The 22,290-nt window shown below is 46.9% G+C and carries 22 protein-coding genes and 3 pseudogenes; 11 read left to right on the top strand and 14 right to left on the bottom strand.

The features are described from left to right. The first annotated feature begins 50 nt into the window (after nt 1-50). The 10 genes and pseudogenes from PaeBR_RS12525 to PaeBR_RS12480 all read left to right on the top strand — a co-directional run bounded on the left by PaeBR_RS12525 (nt 51) and on the right by PaeBR_RS12480 (nt 6,245). The gene (locus tag PaeBR_RS12525; protein WP_410510929.1) at nt 51-1,304 is read left to right on the top strand and encodes a DNA glycosylase AlkZ-like family protein; all 1,254 of its coding nucleotides are present in this window, start codon (nt 51-53) and stop codon (nt 1,302-1,304) included. After that, entirely contained in the window at nt 1,252-1,539 is a 288-nt protein-coding gene (locus PaeBR_RS12520; RefSeq protein ID WP_410510928.1) for an RcpC/CpaB family pilus assembly protein, read from the top strand. The genes PaeBR_RS12525 and PaeBR_RS12520 overlap by 53 nt, the downstream gene beginning before the upstream one ends. Then, nucleotides 1,484-1,663, top strand: a pseudogene (locus tag PaeBR_RS12515) (CD1845 family protein); the annotation flags it as partial. The gene PaeBR_RS12520 and the pseudogene PaeBR_RS12515, both read left to right, overlap by 56 nt. Before the next feature lie 116 nt (nt 1,664-1,779). Continuing rightward, nucleotides 1,780-2,196 (top strand): annotated as a pseudogene (locus PaeBR_RS12510) (relaxase/mobilization nuclease domain-containing protein); the annotation flags it as partial. Nucleotides 2,197-2,577: 381 nt separating this feature from the next. After that, the gene (locus PaeBR_RS12505; protein WP_410510927.1) at nt 2,578-3,201 is read left to right on the top strand and encodes a TetR/AcrR family transcriptional regulator; all 624 of its coding nucleotides are present in this window, start codon (nt 2,578-2,580) and stop codon (nt 3,199-3,201) included. A gap of 22 nt (nt 3,202-3,223) precedes the next feature. Beyond that, nucleotides 3,224-4,015, top strand: coding sequence for an EFR1 family ferrodoxin (locus tag PaeBR_RS12500; protein ID WP_410510926.1), 792 nt, complete (start codon nt 3,224-3,226; stop codon nt 4,013-4,015). Next, nucleotides 4,012-4,704 carry a M23 family metallopeptidase gene (locus tag PaeBR_RS12495; RefSeq protein WP_410510925.1) on the top strand — a complete coding sequence of 231 codons (693 nt, stop codon included), beginning with the start codon at nt 4,012-4,014 and terminating at the stop codon, nt 4,702-4,704. The genes PaeBR_RS12500 and PaeBR_RS12495 overlap by 4 nt, the downstream gene beginning before the upstream one ends. Nucleotides 4,705-5,171: 467 nt before the next feature. Further along, nucleotides 5,172-5,537: pseudogene (locus PaeBR_RS12490) on the top strand (recombinase family protein); the annotation flags it as partial. A gap of 42 nt (nt 5,538-5,579) precedes the next feature. Next, a complete protein-coding gene (locus PaeBR_RS12485; protein WP_410515164.1) occupies nt 5,580-5,921 on the top strand; it encodes a zinc ribbon domain-containing protein in 342 nt (113 codons plus the stop codon). Between the two features lie 36 nt (nt 5,922-5,957). After that, a complete protein-coding gene (locus tag PaeBR_RS12480) occupies nt 5,958-6,245 on the top strand; it encodes a DUF4368 domain-containing protein (RefSeq protein WP_410510924.1) in 288 nt (95 codons plus the stop codon). Between the two features lie 167 nt (nt 6,246-6,412). Here the strand turns inward: PaeBR_RS12480 and PaeBR_RS12475 are convergent, their stop codons facing one another. From PaeBR_RS12475 to PaeBR_RS12450, 6 genes are all read right to left on the bottom strand, one after another. Next, a complete protein-coding gene (locus PaeBR_RS12475) occupies nt 6,413-6,970 on the bottom strand; it encodes a hypothetical protein (protein WP_410510923.1) in 558 nt (185 codons plus the stop codon). 29 nt (nt 6,971-6,999) lie between these two features. After that, nucleotides 7,000-7,713, bottom strand: coding sequence for a hypothetical protein (locus tag PaeBR_RS12470; RefSeq protein WP_410510922.1), 714 nt, complete (start codon nt 7,711-7,713; stop codon nt 7,000-7,002). Next, the gene (locus PaeBR_RS12465) at nt 7,713-8,483 is read right to left on the bottom strand and encodes an ATP-binding cassette domain-containing protein (RefSeq protein WP_410510921.1); all 771 of its coding nucleotides are present in this window, start codon (nt 8,481-8,483) and stop codon (nt 7,713-7,715) included. Before PaeBR_RS12465 ends, PaeBR_RS12470 begins: the two co-directional genes overlap by 1 nt. Beyond that, nucleotides 8,458-8,649 (bottom strand): ATP-binding cassette domain-containing protein, encoded by a 192-nt coding sequence (locus tag PaeBR_RS12460; RefSeq protein ID WP_410510920.1) that lies wholly within the window; start codon nt 8,647-8,649, stop codon nt 8,458-8,460. Before PaeBR_RS12460 ends, PaeBR_RS12465 begins: the two co-directional genes overlap by 26 nt. Before the next feature lie 162 nt (nt 8,650-8,811). After that, nucleotides 8,812-9,159: a four-helix bundle copper-binding protein gene (locus tag PaeBR_RS12455; protein ID WP_410510919.1), complete on the bottom strand. Its 348-nt coding sequence runs from the start codon at nt 9,157-9,159 to the stop codon at nt 8,812-8,814. 133 nt (nt 9,160-9,292) lie between these two features. Next, entirely contained in the window at nt 9,293-10,279 is a 987-nt protein-coding gene (locus PaeBR_RS12450) for a CobW family GTP-binding protein (RefSeq protein WP_410510918.1), read from the bottom strand. Nucleotides 10,280-10,459: 180 nt separating this feature from the next. On the opposite strand from PaeBR_RS12450, the gene PaeBR_RS12445 reads away from it, so the two are divergent. Then, nucleotides 10,460-10,975, top strand: coding sequence for a molybdenum cofactor biosynthesis protein B (locus PaeBR_RS12445; protein WP_410510917.1), 516 nt, complete (start codon nt 10,460-10,462; stop codon nt 10,973-10,975). Nucleotides 10,976-11,526: 551 nt separating this feature from the next. Here PaeBR_RS12445 and PaeBR_RS12440 read toward each other — a convergent pair. The 8 genes from PaeBR_RS12440 to PaeBR_RS12405 form a co-directional block, all read right to left on the bottom strand. After that, nucleotides 11,527-13,833 (bottom strand): thiamine pyrophosphate-dependent enzyme, encoded by a 2,307-nt coding sequence (locus PaeBR_RS12440; protein ID WP_410510916.1) that lies wholly within the window; start codon nt 13,831-13,833, stop codon nt 11,527-11,529. 23 nt (nt 13,834-13,856) lie between these two features. Continuing rightward, nucleotides 13,857-14,867, bottom strand: a complete 1,011-nt coding sequence (locus tag PaeBR_RS12435) for a 2-oxoacid:acceptor oxidoreductase family protein (protein WP_410510915.1) — start codon at nt 14,865-14,867, stop codon at nt 13,857-13,859. Nucleotides 14,868-15,262: 395 nt separating this feature from the next. After that, nucleotides 15,263-16,714, bottom strand: a complete 1,452-nt coding sequence (locus PaeBR_RS12430) for a nicotinate phosphoribosyltransferase (RefSeq protein ID WP_410510914.1) — start codon at nt 16,712-16,714, stop codon at nt 15,263-15,265. Between the two features lie 47 nt (nt 16,715-16,761). Continuing rightward, a complete protein-coding gene (locus tag PaeBR_RS12425; RefSeq protein WP_410510913.1) occupies nt 16,762-17,304 on the bottom strand; it encodes a cysteine hydrolase family protein in 543 nt (180 codons plus the stop codon). A gap of 27 nt (nt 17,305-17,331) precedes the next feature. Further along, nucleotides 17,332-18,102 (bottom strand): NUDIX domain-containing protein, encoded by a 771-nt coding sequence (locus PaeBR_RS12420; protein ID WP_410510912.1) that lies wholly within the window; start codon nt 18,100-18,102, stop codon nt 17,332-17,334. A gap of 160 nt (nt 18,103-18,262) precedes the next feature. Next, nucleotides 18,263-18,715 (bottom strand): RicAFT regulatory complex protein RicA family protein, encoded by a 453-nt coding sequence (locus tag PaeBR_RS12415; protein ID WP_410510911.1) that lies wholly within the window; start codon nt 18,713-18,715, stop codon nt 18,263-18,265. A gap of 25 nt (nt 18,716-18,740) precedes the next feature. Then, nucleotides 18,741-20,327, bottom strand: coding sequence for a tRNA (N6-isopentenyl adenosine(37)-C2)-methylthiotransferase MiaB (gene miaB / locus PaeBR_RS12410; RefSeq protein ID WP_410510910.1), 1,587 nt, complete (start codon nt 20,325-20,327; stop codon nt 18,741-18,743). 652 nt (nt 20,328-20,979) lie between these two features. After that, on the bottom strand, nt 20,980-22,266 hold the full coding sequence (locus tag PaeBR_RS12405; protein ID WP_410510909.1) for a DEAD/DEAH box helicase: 1,287 nt from the start codon (nt 22,264-22,266) through the stop codon (nt 20,980-20,982). Between the last annotated feature and the right edge of the window lie 24 nt (nt 22,267-22,290).

The raw sequence follows: 22,290 nt of genomic DNA, 5'->3' as shown, positions 1-22,290 counted from the left end.
ATTCGTTCTGTATAATGTAAAATAATACATACGAGCGGAGTGAGCGAACATTGATCAACTACTTACTAACCAAAAGTCAGGCCAGGCTGTTCTTGCTGCAGCACCAGCGTCTGGGCTCCTTTACATTGCCCTCTGGTAAACAAAGTGTTTACGACTATATCAGACACGTAGGCTGTATCCAATATGATCCGCTTAGCATTACAGGACAGAATCATGAGCTTGTGCTGCAGTCACGTATTCCGGACTTCACACCTGAGCTTGTTCAGGAGCTGTTATATAAGGATCGGTTGCTGCTCGATGGCTGGGACAAGAACATGTCGATTTATTGCACAGAGGACTGGCCTTTTTTCCGCCGGGGACGCCAGCTTGCCTTGGCGAGGTACGAAGGGAACAGCGAAATTATGGCAACCGTATCCCGCGTCCGTCAAGCACTTACGGAACGCGGCCCCCTCTCCTCACTGGATCTGGAGTGGAAAGATAAGATCGACTGGGCCTGGGCACCTGCACGGCTATCACGGGCGGCGCTGGAAAGCATGTATTTCTGGGGGGAGCTGGTTGTCCATCGTCGTGTGCATACACGCCGCTATTACGACTTCACAGCCAGACTGCTGCCTGAATTTTTGCTTGAGCGGGGAGATCCGAATGAAAAGGAAGAGGAGTACCATGACTGGTACGTGCTCCGGCGGATCGGCAGTATCGGCCTGCAGTGGAACCGATCCGGCGACGGCTGGCTGGGTATTCACGGATTGAAGAGCAAGGAGAGAACTGCGTCTGTGCAGCGATTGCTTCATACAGACAAGATCAGGGAAGTGACTGTCGAAGGAATTAAGCTGCCCTTCTATATTCGAAGCATAGATGCACCTGCTCTGGAAAACGTTATTCAGCAGCAAAATGATCTGAGCGGGGATAATGTGACCAACGCTCCCTTCGCTGCCGCACTCGCTCCCCTGGATAATCTTCTGTGGGACCGTGAGCTTATACGGCAATTATTTGATTTTCAATACCGCTGGGAGGTGTACAAGCCTGCGGCTGAGCGGCAATTTGGATATTATGTACTGCCTCTGCTATACGGCGACCGATTCGTAGCCAGATTTGAGCCGGTTATGGATAAGAAGAGCAGAACCTTGAATATCCTCAACTGGTGGTGGGAACAGGGAGAATGTTTAACGCCGGAGCTGTCCTTGGCCCTCAAGCAGGCCATTGCTTCGCTGGCACGCTGTCTCCGAGCAGATTCAGTGCGCTTCCTGCCAGATGTCGTTGCTAATTCCGGGCTGCAGGAGCTTGCCAAGAGTCTGCATGAATAGGACACAAGACACCGCCGAAATGCGGGAACAGCAAAAGGAAAGTCAATCCGGCTCCAGCGACCCGGTGCCAAAAGCCGTGACCCTCATTGTAACAGAAGCGCAGGCGGAAAAGCTCATTCAGGCCGAATACACCGGGAAATTGCATTTAATTTTCGAAAAACGAATGTACGGTTGCCGCTGTCCTGCTTGCTGCTTTAGGGGTCTTGACGTTTTTTACGGGCGGTTCTGTTTTTAACGGCGTGGTACTACTCGTATTGGGATTTCTGATTTCCCCTCTCGGCCTCCGGGCTGTGATTGAGTGGTTTATCGACAGGCTGGCCGACCTGAATTATTCTCTGAAAGACTATGTGATGGGCTGAAATAGGAAGCTGAACACAACAAGAGAAGCGGGCCAAACGGCCCGCTTTTATCATCTTTATCACAGACTTCGGGTCAAAATGGCCCGAAGTCATATCTACCGGGAAGGAGGCTGTGCATGGCAACCACGCGCCTGATAATACACCACATCAGTAAGGGAGCAACCATTGCGCAATCTCTTGCTGACCGTTTCGATTATGGGCAGAACCCGGACAAGACGCAACAGGGCGAATTGATTTCCGCTTATCTGTGTGATCCGGAAACTGCCGATGCGGAATTTCTGCTTTCCAAAGCCAAGTACAAGGCTATCACGGGCCGAGAGCAAAAAAAGGATGCGGATATTCTATGCTATCAAATTCGACAGTCCTTTGTTCCGGGTGAAATAACGCCGGAGGAGGCTAACAGAATTGGCTATGAAACGGCTATGCGCTGGACAAAGGGAAAACATGCTTTCTTTGTAGCTACACACATTGACCGCAAGCATTTTCATAATCATATTTATTACAACCTACAAGGAATATCGGGAGGCAAAAAAAAATATACAGGAGCTTATCACAGCGAAAGCTAATATTGACCATCTGCTCGGCCTGACGGACGCACAGAAGAACAAGGAAATGGAGCGATAGCGACATGACGCAACAAAGAGCGCAACGCGCTGACTTCGGGCCAAGTTGGCCCGAAGTGGCAGGGTTTGGGGAGGCTCCCCAACAAGCAATTTTTTATGATTTGACCGGAGGGCAAATTATAAAAAATTCGTGACTGTGGCCACAGTCACATTGCTTGCCGTTTAGCGAATTCTTGAAATAACGTGAATTTAGGATTAAATTTCGCTTATTGACCTTTTAGGTAAACGGCGATATAATGATATTGACCTAATAGGTAAATGAGAAGCGTTTAATATAAAGGAGTAACGAATATGCCTACAAAATTACTGGATTTAGAACCTCAAAGGCGCGACGCTATTTTGAATGCGGCATTAAAGGAGTTTGCCACGAGAGGATTCGATGATGCGTCAACAAATATAATTGCAAAAGAAGCTGGAATTTCAAAAGCGTTGATGTTCCATTATGTAAATAGTAAGAAAGATCTTTTTCTGTTTACATACGACTATTTTACTGATCTCATGGACAAAGAATATTTCGAGTTAATGAATTTCAGCGAAAAAGATATTTTTCATAGATTGCGTCAATCATATCTTCTCCAGATTGAATTGCTAAAAAGATATCCTTGGATTTTTGAGTTCAATAAACTTTCTACCACTACTCATTCTGATGAAGTCAATAAAGAACTTGAAGAAAGGACTCAGAAGAAACAATCATCATGCTACATTCAAATATTTGACATGATAGATGAATCCAAATTCAGGGAAGGTCTGGACATAGAAAAGTGCAAACAATTCATCTTTTGGTCAAATATTGGCTTTACGAATCAAATACTGGACGATATCCGCAATTCAAAAGCCTCGGAGGTTGACTATGTGAGTATCATTGCAAAACTCGATGGGTATTTTGAAGAACTTAGGAAAATTTTCTATAAATAAATCAAGAAAGGAGTAGGCTTGCATGGGTATTAAGATTTTTTATTTTTCCGCCACAGGGAATTCGCTGCAAATTGCCCGTAATATAGAAGAAGAATTAGAAAACTGTGTTATTCAGTCAATGGCCACATGCATACCAAATAAACCTGTTGGTGGTTTAGGTGAATCCATAGGTTTTATATTTCCCGTTTACTTTAATGGGCTGCCAAGATTAGTTAAAGGCTTTGTTGAAAAACTTGCTATATCTCCTAATACCTATTGCTTTGCGATTGCTGATTCTGGAGGCACACGCTCAAATTCGTTAGGAATGATGGACGATATCCTTATCTCCAAAGGTGTTCGCTTATCTTTTGCAGACGAGATTAAAATGCCGGGGAATTATATTATTTCTCATAATTCTCCCAATCTAACCGAAGTGGAAAGGCTGATTACAGATGCTTCTATTAGAACAAAAAGAATAGCGAAAGCTATTTTTAACTGTGAGCTTCAACCTGTCAAACAAAAAGCAAAACTATGGAGCGAAATAATCAATCACCGTTTCTTATATAAAAACGCGCATAAATTGGATGAAAAATTTACAGCTACCGACAAGTGTGTAGGTTGCGGTTTGTGTGCTAAAGTATGCCCTGTGAATAATATTAAAATTGAAAATCAGCGTCCATGTTGGCAGCATACATGCGAACAATGCCTTGCTTGTATTCACTGGTGTCCTTGCGAAGCTATTGAGTATGGCAGAAATACAATCGGACGTACAAGATATCGCAATCCTAATGTTAAAGTCGAGGATATCATTAGAAGTTGCGGAGGTATGGAATGAAAGAAATATATAAACCTATAATAGTTGAGTTTCCTTTAAGGGGAGAATGGTTGGCTCCCAATACGCCGGGCAAAAAGATTCCAAGCCACGGAACAGATCAGTTAGGGACACGATATGCTTACGATTTTTTACAAGTAGATTGGGAAAGAAAAGGTTGGCCCAGTTATCGTGTTCACTGGTTACAATATCTCCTTTTGGGCGTTCCCTTAAACAAGTGTTATTGTTGGGGGCAAGAAGTACATGCGCCTTGCGACGGGGTAATTGTTGAAGCCGAAGATGGTTATAAGGAAAGAGCCAGAGCGCATTTACTTTCGGATTTGTTTGTTGCTGTAAAGAGCGCCTATGCCTTTAACCCAAGGAAAGACAATATACAATCCGTTGCTGGCAACTACATCATTATGAAATGTAGTAACGATGTATATGCCGGATTAGTCCATCTTCAAAAAGGTTCAATTAGGGTTTCGGTTGGACAAAGCGTGAAAAAAGGTGATGTTTTAGGCAAAGTCGGGCATTCGGGTAATTCATTTTCTCCACATTTGCATTTTCAGCTCATGGATAGTAGTGACATGCTTTTAGCAAAGGGGCTGCCTTGCGCTTTTGAGCAGTATGAATCATTCAAAGACGGTGAATGGCGAAAAGTGTATAACGGAATCCCTACAGATAAGGACAGAATACGATTTTACGCTTAATTAGCCACTATCCAAATACTATCGGCCGATAGTTTAAAGTAGTTTAACTGCCAAAACCATAGGTATTGGTAGGTAACTAAATGCGCGCTTTTAAGGGCCTTCCAATGGCAGTAATGCGATTGGAGGGTCTTTTATGCGCCAAACCCCTTTCTGTCTGCTACATCTGGCCGCCACCTTATCGTAGCGGCCAGATGTAGCAGAAATCTTAATTATATGTATCTTCAAAAAAATACAACAAAAAATGAGCGGTTACTCCGCTCATTTTTTATTCGACATCTTTCGGGTGTTTCCCCGCAAAGGTGTTTTTTTGCGCTCTTTTTTGACCGCTTTCTTTTTGGACAAGTCTCAATACCACTTCGGTCCAACTTGGCCCGAAGTCCAGCCCCGGTGTCGTTCACCGCCGCCTCCATTTCGATTCACTATCCCATAAAAAATCGAAATGGAGGAATGATAAAAACGCCCTTGTCATAGACGAGGAAGCGGCAGAGCATGTAAAAAGCATTTTTGCTTGGTTTTTAGAAGGTATGCGTAAAAATGCGATTGTACGCAAACTCAATGACAGCGGTATTTTATGCCCGGCGGCTTACAAGAAAAGCAAGGGCATGAAATATAAAAATCCTAACGCCGAGGACGGTAATCCGTTGTGGTGCGCGGTAAGTATTGGCAACATTCTGAAAAACCGTATTTATGTTGGTGATATGGTGCAAGGCCGTTACCGCATTAAAAGCTATAAAATCCATGTGCAGGAAACAGTCCCGGAATAGGAATGGTTCATTGTAGAAAATACGCACGAACCTATTATCAGCCGAGAAGATTTTGCCAAAGTACAGGAGCTTTTAAGAAAGGACACCCGAACCGCGCCAAATCAAAAAAATCTGTACCTGTTTAGCGGCTTTCTCCGTTGCGCTGATTGTGGCAAGGCTATGACACGAAGCAAGGTCGGAGGAAATGTATATTACTATTGCCGCACCTATAAAGACCAATCCAAAACAGCTTGTACAAAACATACGATTAGGCACAATCACCTTGAACAAGGTGTGTTGTATGCGATCAAGGAACAAGTTTATCTTGCGGTAGCATTTTCCGAAATTGTTTCGCGTATTAACACCGCTCCCTTACAGAAAAGCCAATCCATACGCCTGAATGACTTGATAGCGGCAAAGGAAAAAGAGCTTTCCAAGATAACGCGCTACAAGCAAAGCATTTATCAGGATTAGAAAGACGGCGAAATTACCCACAAGGATTACCGCCACATGCAGGAAGATTACGAGCGGCAAATTGAGGCTATCAACGAGGTTATCAGCAACCTGCACGAAGAAAAGTCAGAGCTTGAAAATGGGATTGATACGGAAAACCCATTCTTAGAAACCTTTAGGAAGTATGAAAACATCGACAAACTGACAAGAGATATTTTGATTGAGCTTGTGGAGCAAATCAAGGTGTACGAAAACGGCAATATCAGCGTTAAACTGAAATTTGCCAATGAGTACCGCCGAGTAGCTGAATACATCGAAGTCAATACCCATTCAAACGCGGTTTAGAGGAACCGCATTTTTACAGGCAGTTTGTTTTCCTAATATAAACGCTCCGGTGTCCCCTCCGGCACCGCAGTCCAGGACGGTTCTTTCCATCTCCGTTTCATTGCAGAACATAAGATATCTGTATAAGGGTGTCTGTTTGAATATTTCGGCCACACTAACCACTCCTTTTATTTTTTGCGTTTGTTCCAGCATGCCGAATCCCGCTCAAATTGGGCAGCATGTATAGCTGACGGGACGCGCTGTTTATCGCTACATTCAGGAACCCCTTCTTCAGCACCCTCCAGGCCCAGCTTGGTATACATTTCTGTGCAGTAGCCCTGTAATTTGATCTCCAATCTGCTGGCTTTGTTCTTGAATCTTTTCAGCTCCCGGATGATAAGGGCTCTCCCCGCCGGGGTGAAGGTATCTTGTATGCGCTCCTTGAAATAATCGTGCACAATGTAGTTGCGCTGCTTCCAGACTTCCTGCAATTGTGCCGTTTCCTCCTCAGAGAAAGGAAAATGATGCTGGATTTCTTTGATGAGCTGGCCGAGTGAATTTCCGAGTTTACGCTGGTACAAATCAGCCAGATCGGCTTCCGACGCCGTCTTTCCCTGTGACAGCTTGGTTAGCAGCAGCAGGTTGGCAAGCTGCTGTTCCAGCGCCTGACCATAGTAGACAGCCAGTCCGAAATACGCGAATAACTCTTTAGAATGCTCACTCTCCGGTAATTGTGTGTCCTTCATCTTTCCTCCCACTGAGATTATTTTGTATTTTAAGTCCTGGCATAATCCTTATATCCCGATTTATACAAGTAAACTGACATTAACAGAGCTATGTATAATAATACATGGACAAAAGACGACAGCATACTGGAAACCGGCAGTGTGTCTCCATCCATCAGGGCATTCATAACTGGAGCAACCGGCGGCAGGAGCAGACGCAAGGGAAGGAGCGGTCCGGTTAACAGACCACTTATTTGGGTCCCTCCTATGGACAGGATGAGAATCCCCAGGATAAGTCCGGTAGAATGATTACGTTTCGGTACCCAAGACGATTGCAGCATTAAAGATAAAGATACTCCCAGCATACCAAGCAGTGCATGTCCAATCAATGCCAGTATAATCCGGTAAATACCCGCAGGTTCCGAGAATTGTCCTGTGATCACCGGGTACATAACAATTATTACATCAAAAAGTAAAGTTAAAATTCCTAAGGCTAGGATTCCACCCATACTATACCTTCTAGCACTTCTAAGGTGGACTATAGCCAACTGCCTCTGCACGGGATGTTCATGATTCAGAAAACTAAGTCCCAAGGAGGCACAGCCAATAAATAAAATCACAGCCGATGCGGCATAGCTGTTCATAACCGGGTTAGGCCTATAAGAATACAGCACCAAAACCGCAATAACAACACCTGCTAAAGGGGCAAAATAACGCTGTGATCGGGTATAGCTTTTCAGTAAATAGGAGATCAAAGGCATCATCAAATTGCCTCCTCCTTATTGAAGCTGTCCATGGGGCTCATCCATAAGTCCAGGCCAGACAAGCCCCCGCGCCGCTCTACTGAACGAACTGAACCACCTGCATCCAGTATAGCCCGCAGAAATGAATCACAGGAAGATGACTGAACAGTTATAGCTGCACAATCACGGGTCTGTTGCTCCATAGGAGCATTTGCGGAAAGGAATCCCGGCATAGCCTGCATTTGCATATATGTATGCTGTTCAATACCCATAAACGCAATATGGGATGTGATTGAGCCCAGCAGCTCTGATTGTTGTATAGTCCGTACGGTCCGCCCAGCCTGAAGCACATGCACATCGTCAGCCATGGCCTCTATCCATTGCGGTTCATGAACCGAGAATATAATGGCTGTCCCCTTCCGCTTCAGCTCAAGCACTAATTGGACCAGGGTATCCTGTGCAGGAGAATCGAGACCAGACATCGGCTCATCCAGAAGCAGCAAGGGTGGCTGAGCCAGCATGCTTTGCATAAGATTCACCTTTTGCAGCATTCCTTTGGAGAAGCTCACCATGGACTTGGAACGGAAACTCTCCAGACGAAAAAAGGCAAGCAGTTCCGCTATTCGGTGGTCTATTTCTGCCGGAGCAATCCTGTTAAGACATCCAATGCTCTGTAAAAACTCATCCGGTGTGAATTTCAACGGTGGAAAAACCTCGGGAGCATAGCCAATCGCCGCTCTTTTATCCCCATAGATCACCCGGCCCTCAGACGCCTGAATCAAGCCCGCCAAGAATGGACAGCAGTGTGCTTTTACCGGAACCGTTGCGGCCGACGAGAGCCGTAGCCTTCCCCTTCTCTATAACCATTGAAACTTCTTGCAGCACCGCTGTGCCGCTGTATATTTTCGCGACTCGCTCCAGTTCGATTATTGGTCGTTCTTCTGTTATAGCCTTCAACGTTCCTTCTCCCCCTTCTACCCCCTTTTTATTCGCCGGAACCCCAGGACTTCCCTTTTACCGGAGATATTTTTATCGATCTGCAAAAAAACAAGACCAGCCCTGTGCAGTAATAACTACTGCAGAAGTCTGGTCCGGTATTTCTATATGACCTCAGCCACTTTATGCGTACACGGCAACAGCTTCACTAATCTGGCGGCAAGCCTCTGCACAGTTGCGGCATGCTTCAATGCAGTCCTGACATTGAATATGTACATTCTGGCTACTCACCTTGGCACAGGCTTCACAGATCTCAGCACACAAACGGCAAATTTCGGCAACAAACGGGCTTTGACGGGTCATCGCCTCTACAGCGAAGCCGCAAATATCAGCACATTCACGGTCCATTCTAATCATATCCCTCAATAACGCAAGGTCGTACTCTTTCAGGCTTGAGACATAGCTGTAATTACAGGCGTTCATACACTTGATGCAAGCTTCAATGCACTCCTGATATTGAATCGGGGTCATAGCCTTTAACCTCCTGCTTTTTTATTGGGTATGTCTTGTATTAACCTGCAAGTGTGATAACGAACCAAACACATTAACCGTATCCATTGTCCAAAATAGTGAATCCGCCTAGCCAAAGTTTCTTGATGACCCCTTATAAGCTTCTTTTTACAGTGCCCGGTCTGACCAAGTTCCGCTTCTCCAAATGCAGCAGCTTATTCCGCAGCTCACTGGACGAGAAGTGTTCACCAATAAAAACAGCTACGTCAGGTACCTCGCCTTGGGGAGTAATTTTCATATAATCCGCTTCACGATAAGCATACTGGAAAAGAAAACGGCTCGAAGTGTCGCTGAACGTTAAAATCCCTTTTGCTCTGTATACATCCCGCGGAAGTTCCTTGACGAACTCCTCAAATTCGAGGCTGTCAACCGGCCGTTTAAAATAATGAGTATACGCCATCACATGATCGTGTGAGCCATGTATTGGGCTATTATCCTTCTCTGAATCTTGCTTGCCCTCATATAAAATCCCGCCTGTGTTCCCGAGGACTTCCTCCGGCTCTACTTCACAGCGCACTGCAGGCATTATCGTCGCATAAGCATTCCACTTCCGCAGCACTCCGGAAACCTCTTCCGCTTCTTCTGCGGTTACCCGGTCTGTCTTGTTCAAAATAAGCACGGAAGCGCAGCGGATCTGCTCCTGCATAAGTCTGTAAGTGGCGCCTTGCTGAGACCGGTGCAGCTCCAAAAGATGGGCGGCATCGACGATGGTAATCAGGCTTTTCAGCTCGACTTTGAGATAAAGTGATGTTTCCGTTACTCCATCTACGATTTCGAGCGGATTCGCCGCGCCTGTCGCTTCAATAATCACGACATCCGGCGACTCTTTTTTCACAAGGGTTGCCAGTTCAGTGCTCAAGTCGCCGCGGCTGGAACAGCAGATGCAACCGCCAAGGAGCTCCGCCATCGGCACCGTTTGTTCGACGAGCATTCCGTCCAAATTCACCTCGCCCAGCTCATTCATAACGACTGCCGGACGCAGCCCCTGATCCTGCCAATCACTCAGCAAACGCTGCAGCAGGGTGGTTTTGCCGCTTCCCAAAAATCCCGACAATATGTATACAGGTACAACCTGTTCCATGCTTCATCTCTCCCAAAATAAGGTTTATGCTAGCGAGTGTACTACAACAAGACATGCTGTGCAACCTTACTGCAAACGGCAGACCTGTCTGCTAACTCCGTATAACTTGTCATTATATAATCCTTAGCCTATCATGGGGACATACAGTAGTCCAAAACCCCTCCGAAGGAGCTGGTCCAGATGTCATCTGTCGAAGAGCATCGCCGGGAAGCGCCGCAATCCGTTTCCTGCTACATTATTACCGTTTCCGATACCCGCACCCCTGAAACCGACACCGGAGGAGACCTTGTCCAGTCCCTGCTCGAAGAAGCCGGTTACACCATTGCAGGCCGTACCCTAGTAAAAGACGATTATGAAGAGATCCGTGAGCTGGTCTATAAAAGCTCCGTCCAGACCGGAATCGAGGCTGTTCTGCTAACCGGCGGCACAGGCATCTCTCCCCGGGATACGACGTATGAAGCCGTTGCTTCCCTGCTCGATAAATCACTCCCTGGATTTGGTGAGATTTTTCGTTACCTCAGCTTTACTGAGGATATCGGCTCCGCCGCCATCCTTAGCCGCGCAATCGCCGGTACCATCGGAAACACAGCGATCTTTTCCATGCCCGGTTCAACGGGAGCCGTGAGGCTGGCGATGAGCAGGATCATCATTCCCGAACTGCGCCATGTGATGCGCGAAATCTATAAAGGGTCTTGACTGTTGCGGGTAAAGTCGGGCCATTACTCCTAAGTCGGGCCATGACGCCTAGGACGGCCATTACTCCAATGAAGTAGTAGTCTTGTATATGTTGGTCTAAGTGTATTCCGTACAACTAAAACTGACCATTTTACTGGATGGCGTAGTATAATTGCACATTGCGCAATTATATCTTCATAATGAGGCTGTAAACCCCGTTCCGCCGGATTTTAGTTGTACTCACTACAACTAAAGCCCGGCAGAAGCTCTTTGTAGGCGAAATAAATGTATAGAGTGCAATTACACAACGAACTTCTAATCGCAGTCAACATTGCACTAGTTATCTGCACCCGCTATATTCTTGTTCTGGCGGAAAAGCATGCCCGGGTAAAAGGAAACTGGAATTTATTTTAGGAGCGATTTTTAACGGCTATAGCATCAGTGAGATTATTCGAAATGACGACTGCTGCTTGAAGCCGAAAACAGAAAGAAGCCAGTCTCCAATGATGAATAACCGGAGACTGGCTTCTTTTTACCGTTATATAGCGTAAAGGGCTGTTTTCTTACGTTACTTACAGATCCGGATGCTCGTGTTTGGCTTTCAGACGATTCCAGCGGCGCTGTACCTCTTCCTCGAAGCTGCGCAGGGCTGGCTCATTCTCCGGCTTCATCAAATGGCGGGTTTTACCCATTGTTTTGAGCCAAGCCGAAAGCTCGATGCGATTGTCCTTATCCTCTGGATTGTAGGTAATCGTCGTTGTTCCGTGCTCTACCTCATACAGTGGGAAGAAGCAGGAATTCACGGCAAGCGATACAATGTTGGTGCCTTCCTTGTCGTCGGACATCCAGTTCAACGGGCAAGCGATTAGAATTTTGCCGTATACAAGGCCTTCATTCTGCGCATACCACTGTGCTTTAGCCGCTTTCTTCACCAGATCCTGCGGGTAAGCCTCGGAGCCTGTGAATACATAAGGAATATTCGTAGCTGCCATAATTTGCGCGGTATCCTTATGCTGGGTCACTTTACCCTGCTGCTTCTTGCCGATGCTGGATGTGGAAGTGCGGTGTCCGAGCGGTGTGGAATACGACTGCTGTGCACCGGTGTTCATATAACCTTCGTTATCATACTCTATAATGATCATTTTGTGGCCGCGCAGCGCAGCACCGATAGCGGGACCCATACCAATGTCCATACCGCCGTCGCCGGTAACCATTACAAATGTAAAATCTTCTTGAAGTCCAAGGCCGTCGAGCTCTCCCCGGCGTTTGCGTTCCCAGAACATTTCCACCACACCGGAAAGTGTAGCTGCACCGTTCTGGAACAGGTTATGAATAAACGTTGATTTATGGGATGAGTACGGATATCCAGTCGTTGTAACCATTGCACAACCTGTGTGGTACAAGGCTACGATGTCTCCCTCAATCCCTTTGAAAAAGGTTTCCAGTCCCGAGAAAATACCGCAGCCCGGACACGCACCATGGCCTGGTGCAAGACGCTTAGGCTTTTTCGTCAGGTTCCGCAGCGGAGGAATCTTCACGCTCAGCTTGCCTGTAGCTTCGTCCTGCTTAACAGTGATAAGGCCAGTCTTGAGTGAATCAAAATTCATCGGTTTCAAAAGGCGCTGCGGCGCTTTGTCCGGAGTTCCCGGATTGTGGCCGTAGTAATCGAAAGGCACGTCCACACGGTCTGCAGCGACAGCATCAATGGCTAATTGGAAGAAGCTGTGGCCGTCCTCCGCATAGAAATCCTTGCCGCCCAGTCCATAAATACGGCTGATTACTTTCGTTGTCGTGTTGCCGTAGGTAAACAGCGCAGCCTTAATTTCATTAACCATATTGCCGCCATGTCCGCCGACGGAATCTGCACGATCCCCAACAGTAATGGCTTTAACATTCTTCAGTGCTTCAGCGATTTGCTTTTGCGGGAAAGGACGGATCATGTTGGGAGAAATCGCACCCGCCTTAATTCCTTGCAGGCGAAGCTGGTCCACTACATCTTTAATGATCTCGGAAGCGGAGTTCATCAGGAATACAGCTACTTCGGCATCTTCCATACGATACTGCTCAATCATCGGATAATGGCGTCCGGTCAGTTCACCGAATTCCTTGGCAATCTCTTCAAAAACCTCTCCGGCATTGTACATCGCTACCGATTGTTGATACCGGTTATTGATATAATCCGGCTCGTTCATGTAAGGACCGACGGTCACAGGATTATTGCGGTCAAGAGTATCGGTAAAGCCGGTTGGCGGCTGCTCACCCACAAATTTATGAACATCTGCACGGTGCGCAAAAGCCTGTACCCGCCGTTTTTGATGGGAAGTGAAATATCCGTCAGAAGCGACCATGACCGGCAGCCGGACTTTGGCATGCTCAGCCAGCTTGAGTGCCATCAGGTTCATATCATAAACAGATTGTGGATCACGGCACATCAGGATGGGCCAGCCTGTATTCAGGGCGAAATAAAGATCCGAGTGGTCGCCATGAATATTAAGAGGACCCGAGATCGAGCGGCAGATCAGGTTCATAACCATCGGCATACGTGTACCTGCCTGTACAGGCATTTGCTCCAGCATGAACATATAGCCTTGGGCGCTGGTGGCATTGAATACTCGTCCACCCGCCGTAGATGCACCGTAACAAATACCGGCAGAGCTGTGCTCGCCGTCCGAAGGAATCAGCATAATATCATGCTGTCCGTTCGCTTTCATTGTATCGAGAAATTGGGCGACCTCTGTCGAAGGCGAGATTGGAAAATAACCCATTACATGATAATTGATCTGATGGGCCGCGTAGGCCGCCATTTCATTGCCGGATTCATATAAAAATTTCTGCTCCACCTTGGCAGAGCCTACTTCTTTTTCATAATCGATAGCCATATGTGTTCCACCTTTCCTTCGAATTAAGCTTGAGTAATCAAATCAAAAATATGCCGTACTGTGTGGCTTTCCGCATAGCCTTCTTCCTCACGTTCGCTTGAAAGGGCGGTCGTAGGACAGGCTTCGACGCATTTCAGACAGCCTTTGCAGTATTGATAATCAATCCCCTGCAGGAACATTTGCGGACGGCCCTTCTTATCAGGCTGCTCATCCCAGACAAAGCACAGATCAGGACATACCGTGTCGCACTGCGCACAATGAATACAATCTTCTCCTTTAAAGTGAGGCAGAAGACCGGAGCGGGAAATACTGAGGTTCTTCAAAAAGCTGCTGCCCGGATTGATGATGGTTCCACCCATTGGCTGAGTTTCATATCCAAGTGCCGAGATATCGGAGCGAACGAATTCAGGCATAGACGCACCTTCAGGCAGCGGGAAATGCATGAATTTCACTTCTTTATATCCACGATCGAACGTGGTCAAGGCCGATTGTACGGCCTGCGGGTATTTTTTACCCAATGATTTCTCAATAACGCCCTTCATAATCTCCGGGTCCAGGAAATCACACATCCGGAACAAGGCACCCAGCATAGCCATATTTACACGGTTTTTCTCATCTAATGCAATACTGGTGGCGTCGACCACAGCAACGGTGCCGGCCAGCATCTTCATAGACTCTTTCAATTCTTCAGGTGACTTGGCCGAGTTGACCAGCACCGTACTATGATCATAAATTCCGCTGGTTACATTGACCGTCTTCGCCAGCGCTTCATGAAATACGCCTACCACGTGAGGACGTTCGACCGGTGAAGTATCGCGGATATGCGTGTTCAAATCACAAAAACGAATGTGTGCCTTAACGGCTGAGCCCTTCTTCTCCGAACCATAGGATGAGAAGCTTACCCCATTCATCCCGGCACCGACAACTCCCGCTTCCGCGAGCATTTTACCGGCCAGGTTCGCACCCAGACCTCCTATTGATTCCAGACGAATCTCAAAAAAGCCGAGATCGTTCACTTTTGGCAACTGTATCACCGACATAGCCCCTTTCGTAGTGTCAACTAGAATAACATCCTTTTGACTTTTTCAACGATTGTAACGTGATTCTGCGGGACGCGAAGTGACAAATCTTGCATTTTAGGCACTTTGCGAATCACAATAATTTATTGATTTCTAATTATTTCTTTATACACTACAGAGTCGCGTTACCCTAATAGCAGCTTAGCTCCCATAATAGCAACATTTTGTGTACATTCTGTGTGCATTTCGCGTACCCGCTTACTTTATTGCTTAATTCTTTAACTTCATTTAGCAATAAAATTAAAAATTAAGATGTTAAATTTATCACATTTATCATGATAAATATCACACAAAAGAGACGTTCCCCGATAAAGGAGAACGCCTCTTTTAGATGATATCTATATAAACCCTTATTCAAAATCAGGCTGCATATGCTCTTCAATCAATTGCTGCTTGCGGATCCATACCTGCTGGCTCAGGTTCACCCTGTACACCTCTGGATTCAGCTTGCGCAAATATTCCGGCCAGAACAGGTCCAGTTGCTCCTGGTGATAACGGCGAATTTCGTTCAGATCCGGCAACGTATACGTCCGGAAGCCGTTCACATAGATCGGCTCCAGCATTGGCAAGGCCTCGTAGCGGTCCACATGCTTTTGCAAATAGGGATGCAGCGGATTGAACAGCTTTATCCTGCTGCCGTTGCGCGGGGCATCCTCTTCCGGAAAGCTGAGGTAATCAGCCAAAGCCTTGCCTTTGCTGCCAATGATGCGGAAGACATCCTTTTTGCCGGGAGTGGATACCTTCTCCGGGTTGGAGGAAATTTTGATTGTAGGAACCATCTCACCCGTCGAAGACTCAATTTCTACCAGCTTATATACCCCGCCCAGAGAAGGCTGGTCGGAGGCTGTTATCAGCTGTGTCCCCACCCCCCAGGTGTCTATAGCTGCTCCCTGCGACTTCAAGTTCATGATTGTATTCTCGTCAAGATCATTGGAAGCGACAATTTTGACATATTGCAGACCCGCCTCATCGAGCATTTTCCGGGCCTGAATGGATAAGTAAGCCAGGTCACCGCTATCCAGACGAATCCCGTTCATCCGCTTGCCTTGTGCTTCGAGTTTCTTCGCTGTATGTATGGCATTAGGCACGCCGCTGCGCAGGGTGTCAAAGGTATCTACAAGCAGGGTTACTCCGTCCGGCATTACTCGAGCATAAGCATCGAAGGCCTCCTGCTCGCTGGCAAAGCTCTGTACCCAGGAATGCGCATGTGTACCTTTGGTAGGAATACCGAATAATTTACCGGCCAGCATGTTGGAGGTGGCGTCGAATCCGCCAATATAAGCCGCACGCGCACCCCACACCGCTGCATCCGCCTCCTGCGCGCGCCGGGTGCCGAACTCCAGCAGGATGTCGTCACCAGCCACCTGCTTAATCCGGGAAGCCTTGGTCGCAATCAGCGTCTGGTAATTCATAAAGTTCAGAATAGCCGTCTCCACGAGCTGCGCTTCCATAATCGTGCCTTCCACGCGGATTAACGGTTCATCCGGAAACACCAAGGCTCCCTCTTTCATAGAGTGTAGAGTGCCTTGGAAATGAAACTGCAGCAGCTCCTCCAAAAAAGCAGGTGCGTAATTCTCCTCCTGCTCCGACAAATAGCGGATATCTTCCTCGGTAAAGCGCAGACTTTCAATATAACCGGCAATACGCTCAAGTCCCGCAAACACTGCAAAACCATTGCCAAAAGGCAGCTTGCGGAAATAAGCTTCGAATACAGCTTTCCGTTTATGGCTTCCGTTGACCCAGTGAGCATACATCATGTTGATCTGATATTTATCTGTATGTAGAGCAAGCTCTCTTTTCAAGTCCTCATCTCCTATAACTGCTGTATCTGCATGCCCATAGCTGACTTTTAATCGCCAGTAACCACTTTTGCACCCAGGCTGCCACGGAAATGCCCAAGCGCCCATGTATGTCCATCCTGGTTAAAGCTGGCCACGGCATCTTCATGTACGATGATTGAGAAGCCTTTATTATATGCATCTACCGCAGTATGCAGTACGCAAATATCCGTGCACACCCCGATAAGGTGCAGTTCTGTTATTCCCCGCTCCCTTAGCCTAAGCTCAAGATCCGTGCCGCAGAAGGCGCTGTAACGGGTTTTGTCCATCCAGTAAATAGAGTCGCTATTGTCTTCAAATACCATCTTAAGATTTCCGTATAGCTCCCGTCCTAAACTGCCGCGCAGGTTATGGGGTGGAAACAGCTTACTCTCCGGATGGAAGACATCCTTCTCATCGTGTAAATCTACAGCCATTACCACGTAATCGTTGTTATCTGCAAACTGTTCTGTCAATTCGCAGACTCTAGCTTCAATGTCTATTCCGGGCTGCCCCACCGGCAGGCTTCCGTCCACAAAATCATTCGTATAATCAATTACGATCAAAGCTCTCACAAAAATGACCTCCTCGATTTACCGGTGTTACGTATAGATGGACAACAGCGGTTCGTGATCGGTGAACATGTACAGCTGCGCAGGCCGCTGAGAATATTGATTGGAGCTGAGCGTATTCCCGGCCTCATCCCTTACTTCCTGCAATATCCCTTGACGGCTGCGTGTTGAAGTGATTTTGCGGATAAAATTAGGCTCCTTAAAGTCGGGAACCACCGTCTGAATCACCTGATACAGCTCGCTTAACGTGAAGTGCCGGGGCAGAAATTGTCTCGCAATCGTCGTTTGCAGCATCTGCTGCTGAATGCGCAAATAAGCGTCCGTAATAATATCATGATGGTCAAAAGCCAGCTCCAGCTCTTCCAGCGCCTCCTGCAGACTGAATAAGCCTACCTCTCCCGCATCATCGGAAGCCTGTCTGTGCTCCAGCATCCACTCCTCCACCAATGCGAAGAAAGCATGACTGATAATCCATCCGCGCGGATCGCGCCCGGGGGTGCTGTAGACTCCGAGATACTCCAGATGGCCGCCGTCCACACCCGTCTCCTCTTTCAATTCCCGTGTGGCAGCGTCGTAAATGGACTCATCCTCCTGGCAGAAGCCCCCCGGCAACGCCCACATTCCTGCATAAGGCCATTTCTTCCGTCGGATCAGCATTACCTTTAATTCGCGCAGGGGAAGTGTCTTCGTGACCGTCTTCCGTTCGCGCTTGGTCAATGTAAACATGACAATGTCGGCCGGAACACCGTCCGGTGTGCGGTACTTTTTGGCGTTATAGGTTTGTTCCCCGTTGTCGCTCACTTTTAATCCATCCTTTGCCGCAGCTGATTTTTGCTATCGTACCTTTAAATGTACCAAACCTGAACTTCGAAAATCAACATCCTTGTTCCACACAGTTACATAATCCCCGCTTTCCGCAAAAATAAAGGGACGGATTGTCATCCGCCCCTACCGTTTGAAATTAATCGCCGCATGTGGAAGGAGGTGCTTCCGTGCCGGCCTCTACATTTATTTTTTCGGAGACGGTGTCTCTGATCACGGAAATGACGAGCTGCAGCAGGTAGTTGATATCGCTCTGGCTTTGCTGAAATTCAGTGACGAGAGGAATACTGTCAATCTCATCCTGAAGCTCATCGATCTCACGCTCGATCTTAGCCACCATTTCTTTATTCTTAAAGCTTTCGAAGGCAACGATCTCTTTCTGCTTCTTCTTGATCGTCGCTATCAGTCCCTGCACCCGTTCATGCGCCTGAATCTTCTGTTCGGCCTGCTGGAAATGTTGTACCTCTTCGCTGGTGGATATGAGTGATGCAAGCTCTTTGGCTTTGCCCATAATGTCCTCTCGTACGATTAAATCACGGGTGTTGTAGGTCGGCATTCCATAATTATTCAAACGTTCTTCTTCCAGTGCCATAAGAATCGCCCCATTCCGATATGATTTAAATGACTACTGCAGCTTCCTCAACGCAATCGCCTTTGATGTACCAGGTTTTGGTGTCGGTTATTCTAACCTGTACGAAGGTTCCGATCAGTTCCTTAGGACCCTCGAAATGAACCAGCTTGTTGCTGCGTGAACGGCCGGATAACATATCCGTGTTATTCTTGCTCTCGCCTTCCACCAGTACCTCTACCACTTCACCGAGCATACGGTCATTACTGATCCGGCTGTTCTCTTTAATGAGATCATTCAGCCGCTGCAGGCGTGCGCTCTTGACCTCCATCGGAACATTATCCTCCATCCCGGCTGCTGGCGTACCCTCACGCGGGGAATAGATGAACGTATAGGCCATATCAAAACCAACCTCACGTACCAAAGACAATGTTTCTTCGAACTGCTCTTCGGTTTCACCAGGGAAGCCTACAATAATGTCTGTTGTGAGAACCGGATTCTTAACCACGGACTTAATTTTGCCGACAAGCTCCAAGTAGCGTTCACGTGTGTATTTGCGGCTCATTTTCTTAAGAACTTCCGTGCTTCCGGATTGTACCGGCAGGTGGATATGCTCGGTCAGGTTACCGCCTTTGCCCAGAACCTCAATCAGACGGTCGTCAAAATCGCGGGGATGGGAGGTCATAAAGCGGATGCGCGGAATGTCAATCAGACGCATGTCATCCATTAAATCGCCGAACGTATAGGAAATATCGGTAAAATCCTTGCCGTATGCATTTACATTTTGCCCTAGCAGCGTTACTTCCTTGAAGCCCTGACGGGCCAAATCCCGCACCTCCGCAATGACGTCCTCCGGACGGCGGCTGCGCTCCTTGCCTCTGGTAAAGGGAACAATACAATACGTACAGAATTTATCGCAGCCGTACATGATATTTACCCAAGCGCGCATTCCCTCCCGTTTCTTCGGCAGGTTCTCGATAATGTCGCCTTCCTTGGACCAAACCTCTATCACCAGTTCCTTGCTGAACATAGCTTCCTTTATAAGGTGCGGCAGACGGTGAATATTGTGCGTACCGAAAATCATATCAACGAACCCGTGCTTCGACATAATCCGGTTGACTACGCCTTCCTCCTGAGACATACATCCGCAGACTCCAAGCAGAAGTCCGGGCTTCTCTATCTTCAGATGCTTGAGGTGACCCAGTTCTCCGAACACCTTATCTTCAGCGTTCTCACGAATGGCACAGGTATTAAGCAAAATAATATCCGCCTGATTCCGGTCCTCCACGCTGCGGTAGCCCATTTGCTCGAGCAGACCTTTCATAGTTTCCGTGTCATGCTCATTCATCTGACAGCCGTACGTTGTAATGTGGTAAAACTTATCCACTCCGAAGCTCTGCATATCCTCGGGTATGACAAAATCATAATGAACCTCTATGTCTTCCTTGCCGCGCCGCTTGCCCTCTTTATAATCCGGCTGGCTATTAATTTGAACATTTCTGCCTTTAATCCGGTAAGTGGTCTTACCTTCTTCTTCGGAAATTACTTTGGCATCCGAGAAGTCAAAAAACTTGGCATAATTTTTGGCACCCTTGCCGGATTTTAAGTCCGGTGAGTTTTGGCTTTCTTTGGTCATGCTGTACACATCCTTTATTTATGAAGCTTTTATCATTATATTAATTTTATATACTGCTATATAAGTTGAACTAAAGATTTTGACATATGCTATGGGGTGTATACCCGTAACTACGGAGAATGTTTGGACTTCCGGCCGCTGTTGTCCCCAGATTTCTTGAATTTTACCGCTGTTCGCGGATGAAATCCGGGGACAAAGGCGGTCGCTTTCGCTCCTACAGTTCCAAACTTCTCCTTCGTTACTCTCACCTTTTTATCAAATAATTCTCGAGTTCATTCTATATAATTAAAAATTATAGCATATCTGGCCTGAACCAATCCATCCGCAATCAAAAAGGAAGAACTTATTACAGGGCTGCCGCAATAGGAGGCCCTACTTTACTTTTTCAAAATAGAATAAACCTTTGTATCATGCGATACCCCGTCCTTTTGAAACCCCATTGCGGATATCGCTTCCGACGCATAGCCAAAGATAGCTTCAGCTCCCTCTTCTGTTAATTCTCTTAATAAAAGCCTCTTAGTTTCTAAACCCAATAATCAAAGTTAGTACCGGGAGCTGAACAGCCGGACAATATCTTCTACAACATTGCCACGGCTACGTACAAAAATAACCTCCCGGTGAGGGGAGGCAGGTTTCTTTTGTAAATATAATATTATCTGCTTGTCTTACTAGTCTTGTTACCCTTTGCAAACCACTCCGACTTGGGCTTCCGCGCCGGGTTGGCCTTTGGTTTGGGTTTACGTTGTTCAGGTTTTGAAGTTGACTTCGAGGCTGGTTCAGTCTTAAAAGGCTGAACTATTCTCTTCATCGGATAGGGATGGTCTTTCACTTCGGGAATCGTCTTACCGATTAATTTCTCAATATCCTTAAGAAACGGAAGCTCCTCCATTTCGCAAAAGGAGATCGCAGTCCCGCTAAGTCCTGCTCTACCGGTACGGCCAATGCGGTGAACATAAGTTTCCGGAATATTAGGCAGGTTGAAATTGATTACATGAGACAGTTCATCGATATCAATTCCTCTTGCTGCGATATCCGTAGCTACCAGCACACGCGTTACCCCGCTCTTAAAATTATTCAGCGCATTCTGCCGGTCATTTTGAGATTTGTTTCCGTGAATGGCCTGGGCGGAAATGTTCACTTTTGCCAAATCGCGGGTTACGCGGTCAGCTCCACGCTTGGTACGGGTAAACACCAATGCCGAAGCGATGGATTTATCCTGCAACAGGTGATTCAATTGATTTTGCTTGTTTCCATTTTCGAGTAAATAAATAGATTGCTGGATCCGGTCCGCAGTAGAAGACACTGGAGTAATTTCTACTTTTACCGGATTCACCAGAAGTGATTTGACCATTTTGGTGATTTCCGGCGGCATCGTCGCGGAGAAGAAAAGGGTTTGTTTTTTGCTCGGCATCTTGGTGATAATCCGCTTCACATCATGAATAAAGCCCATATCCAGCATTCTGTCGGCTTCATCGAGCACTAATATTTTGACATATTGCAAATCTATACGCTTCTGATTCATTAAATCAATGAGTCGGCCCGGAGTCGCAATCAGGATATCTGCACCTTGATTCAGCGCCCGCTCCTGCGCTTTTTGTGAAACGCCGCCAACAATAGCCGTACAACGCAAATCGGTGTATTGACTATACGCTTTGATGTTGTCAGAAATCTGAATAGCAAGCTCCCTTGTCGGGGTTAGAATCAATGAACGAATACGGCGCCCCGTATTGGGAACGGTTTTCTGTTCGTTTAACAGCTGGATAATCGGTACAGCAAAAGCGGCCGTCTTCCCTGTTCCAGTCTGAGCGCAGCCAAGTAAATCTCTGCCGGCCAGCACTGCCGGGATCGATTGTTCCTGAATGGGTGTTGGGGAAGTATAGTTCTCTTTGCTCAAAGCTTTTAAAATAGGGGGTATAATATTTAATTCTTTAAATGTCATTGGGTCTCCTTAATTTCAAATACA

It is taken from the genome of Paenibacillus sp. BR2-3 (assembly GCF_046529485.1).
Taxonomy (GTDB): Bacteria; Bacillota; Bacilli; order Paenibacillales; family Paenibacillaceae; genus Paenibacillus_AQ.
The sequence above is the reverse complement of the archived record's forward strand: the minus strand, read 5'-3'. Positions and strand labels throughout refer to the sequence as shown.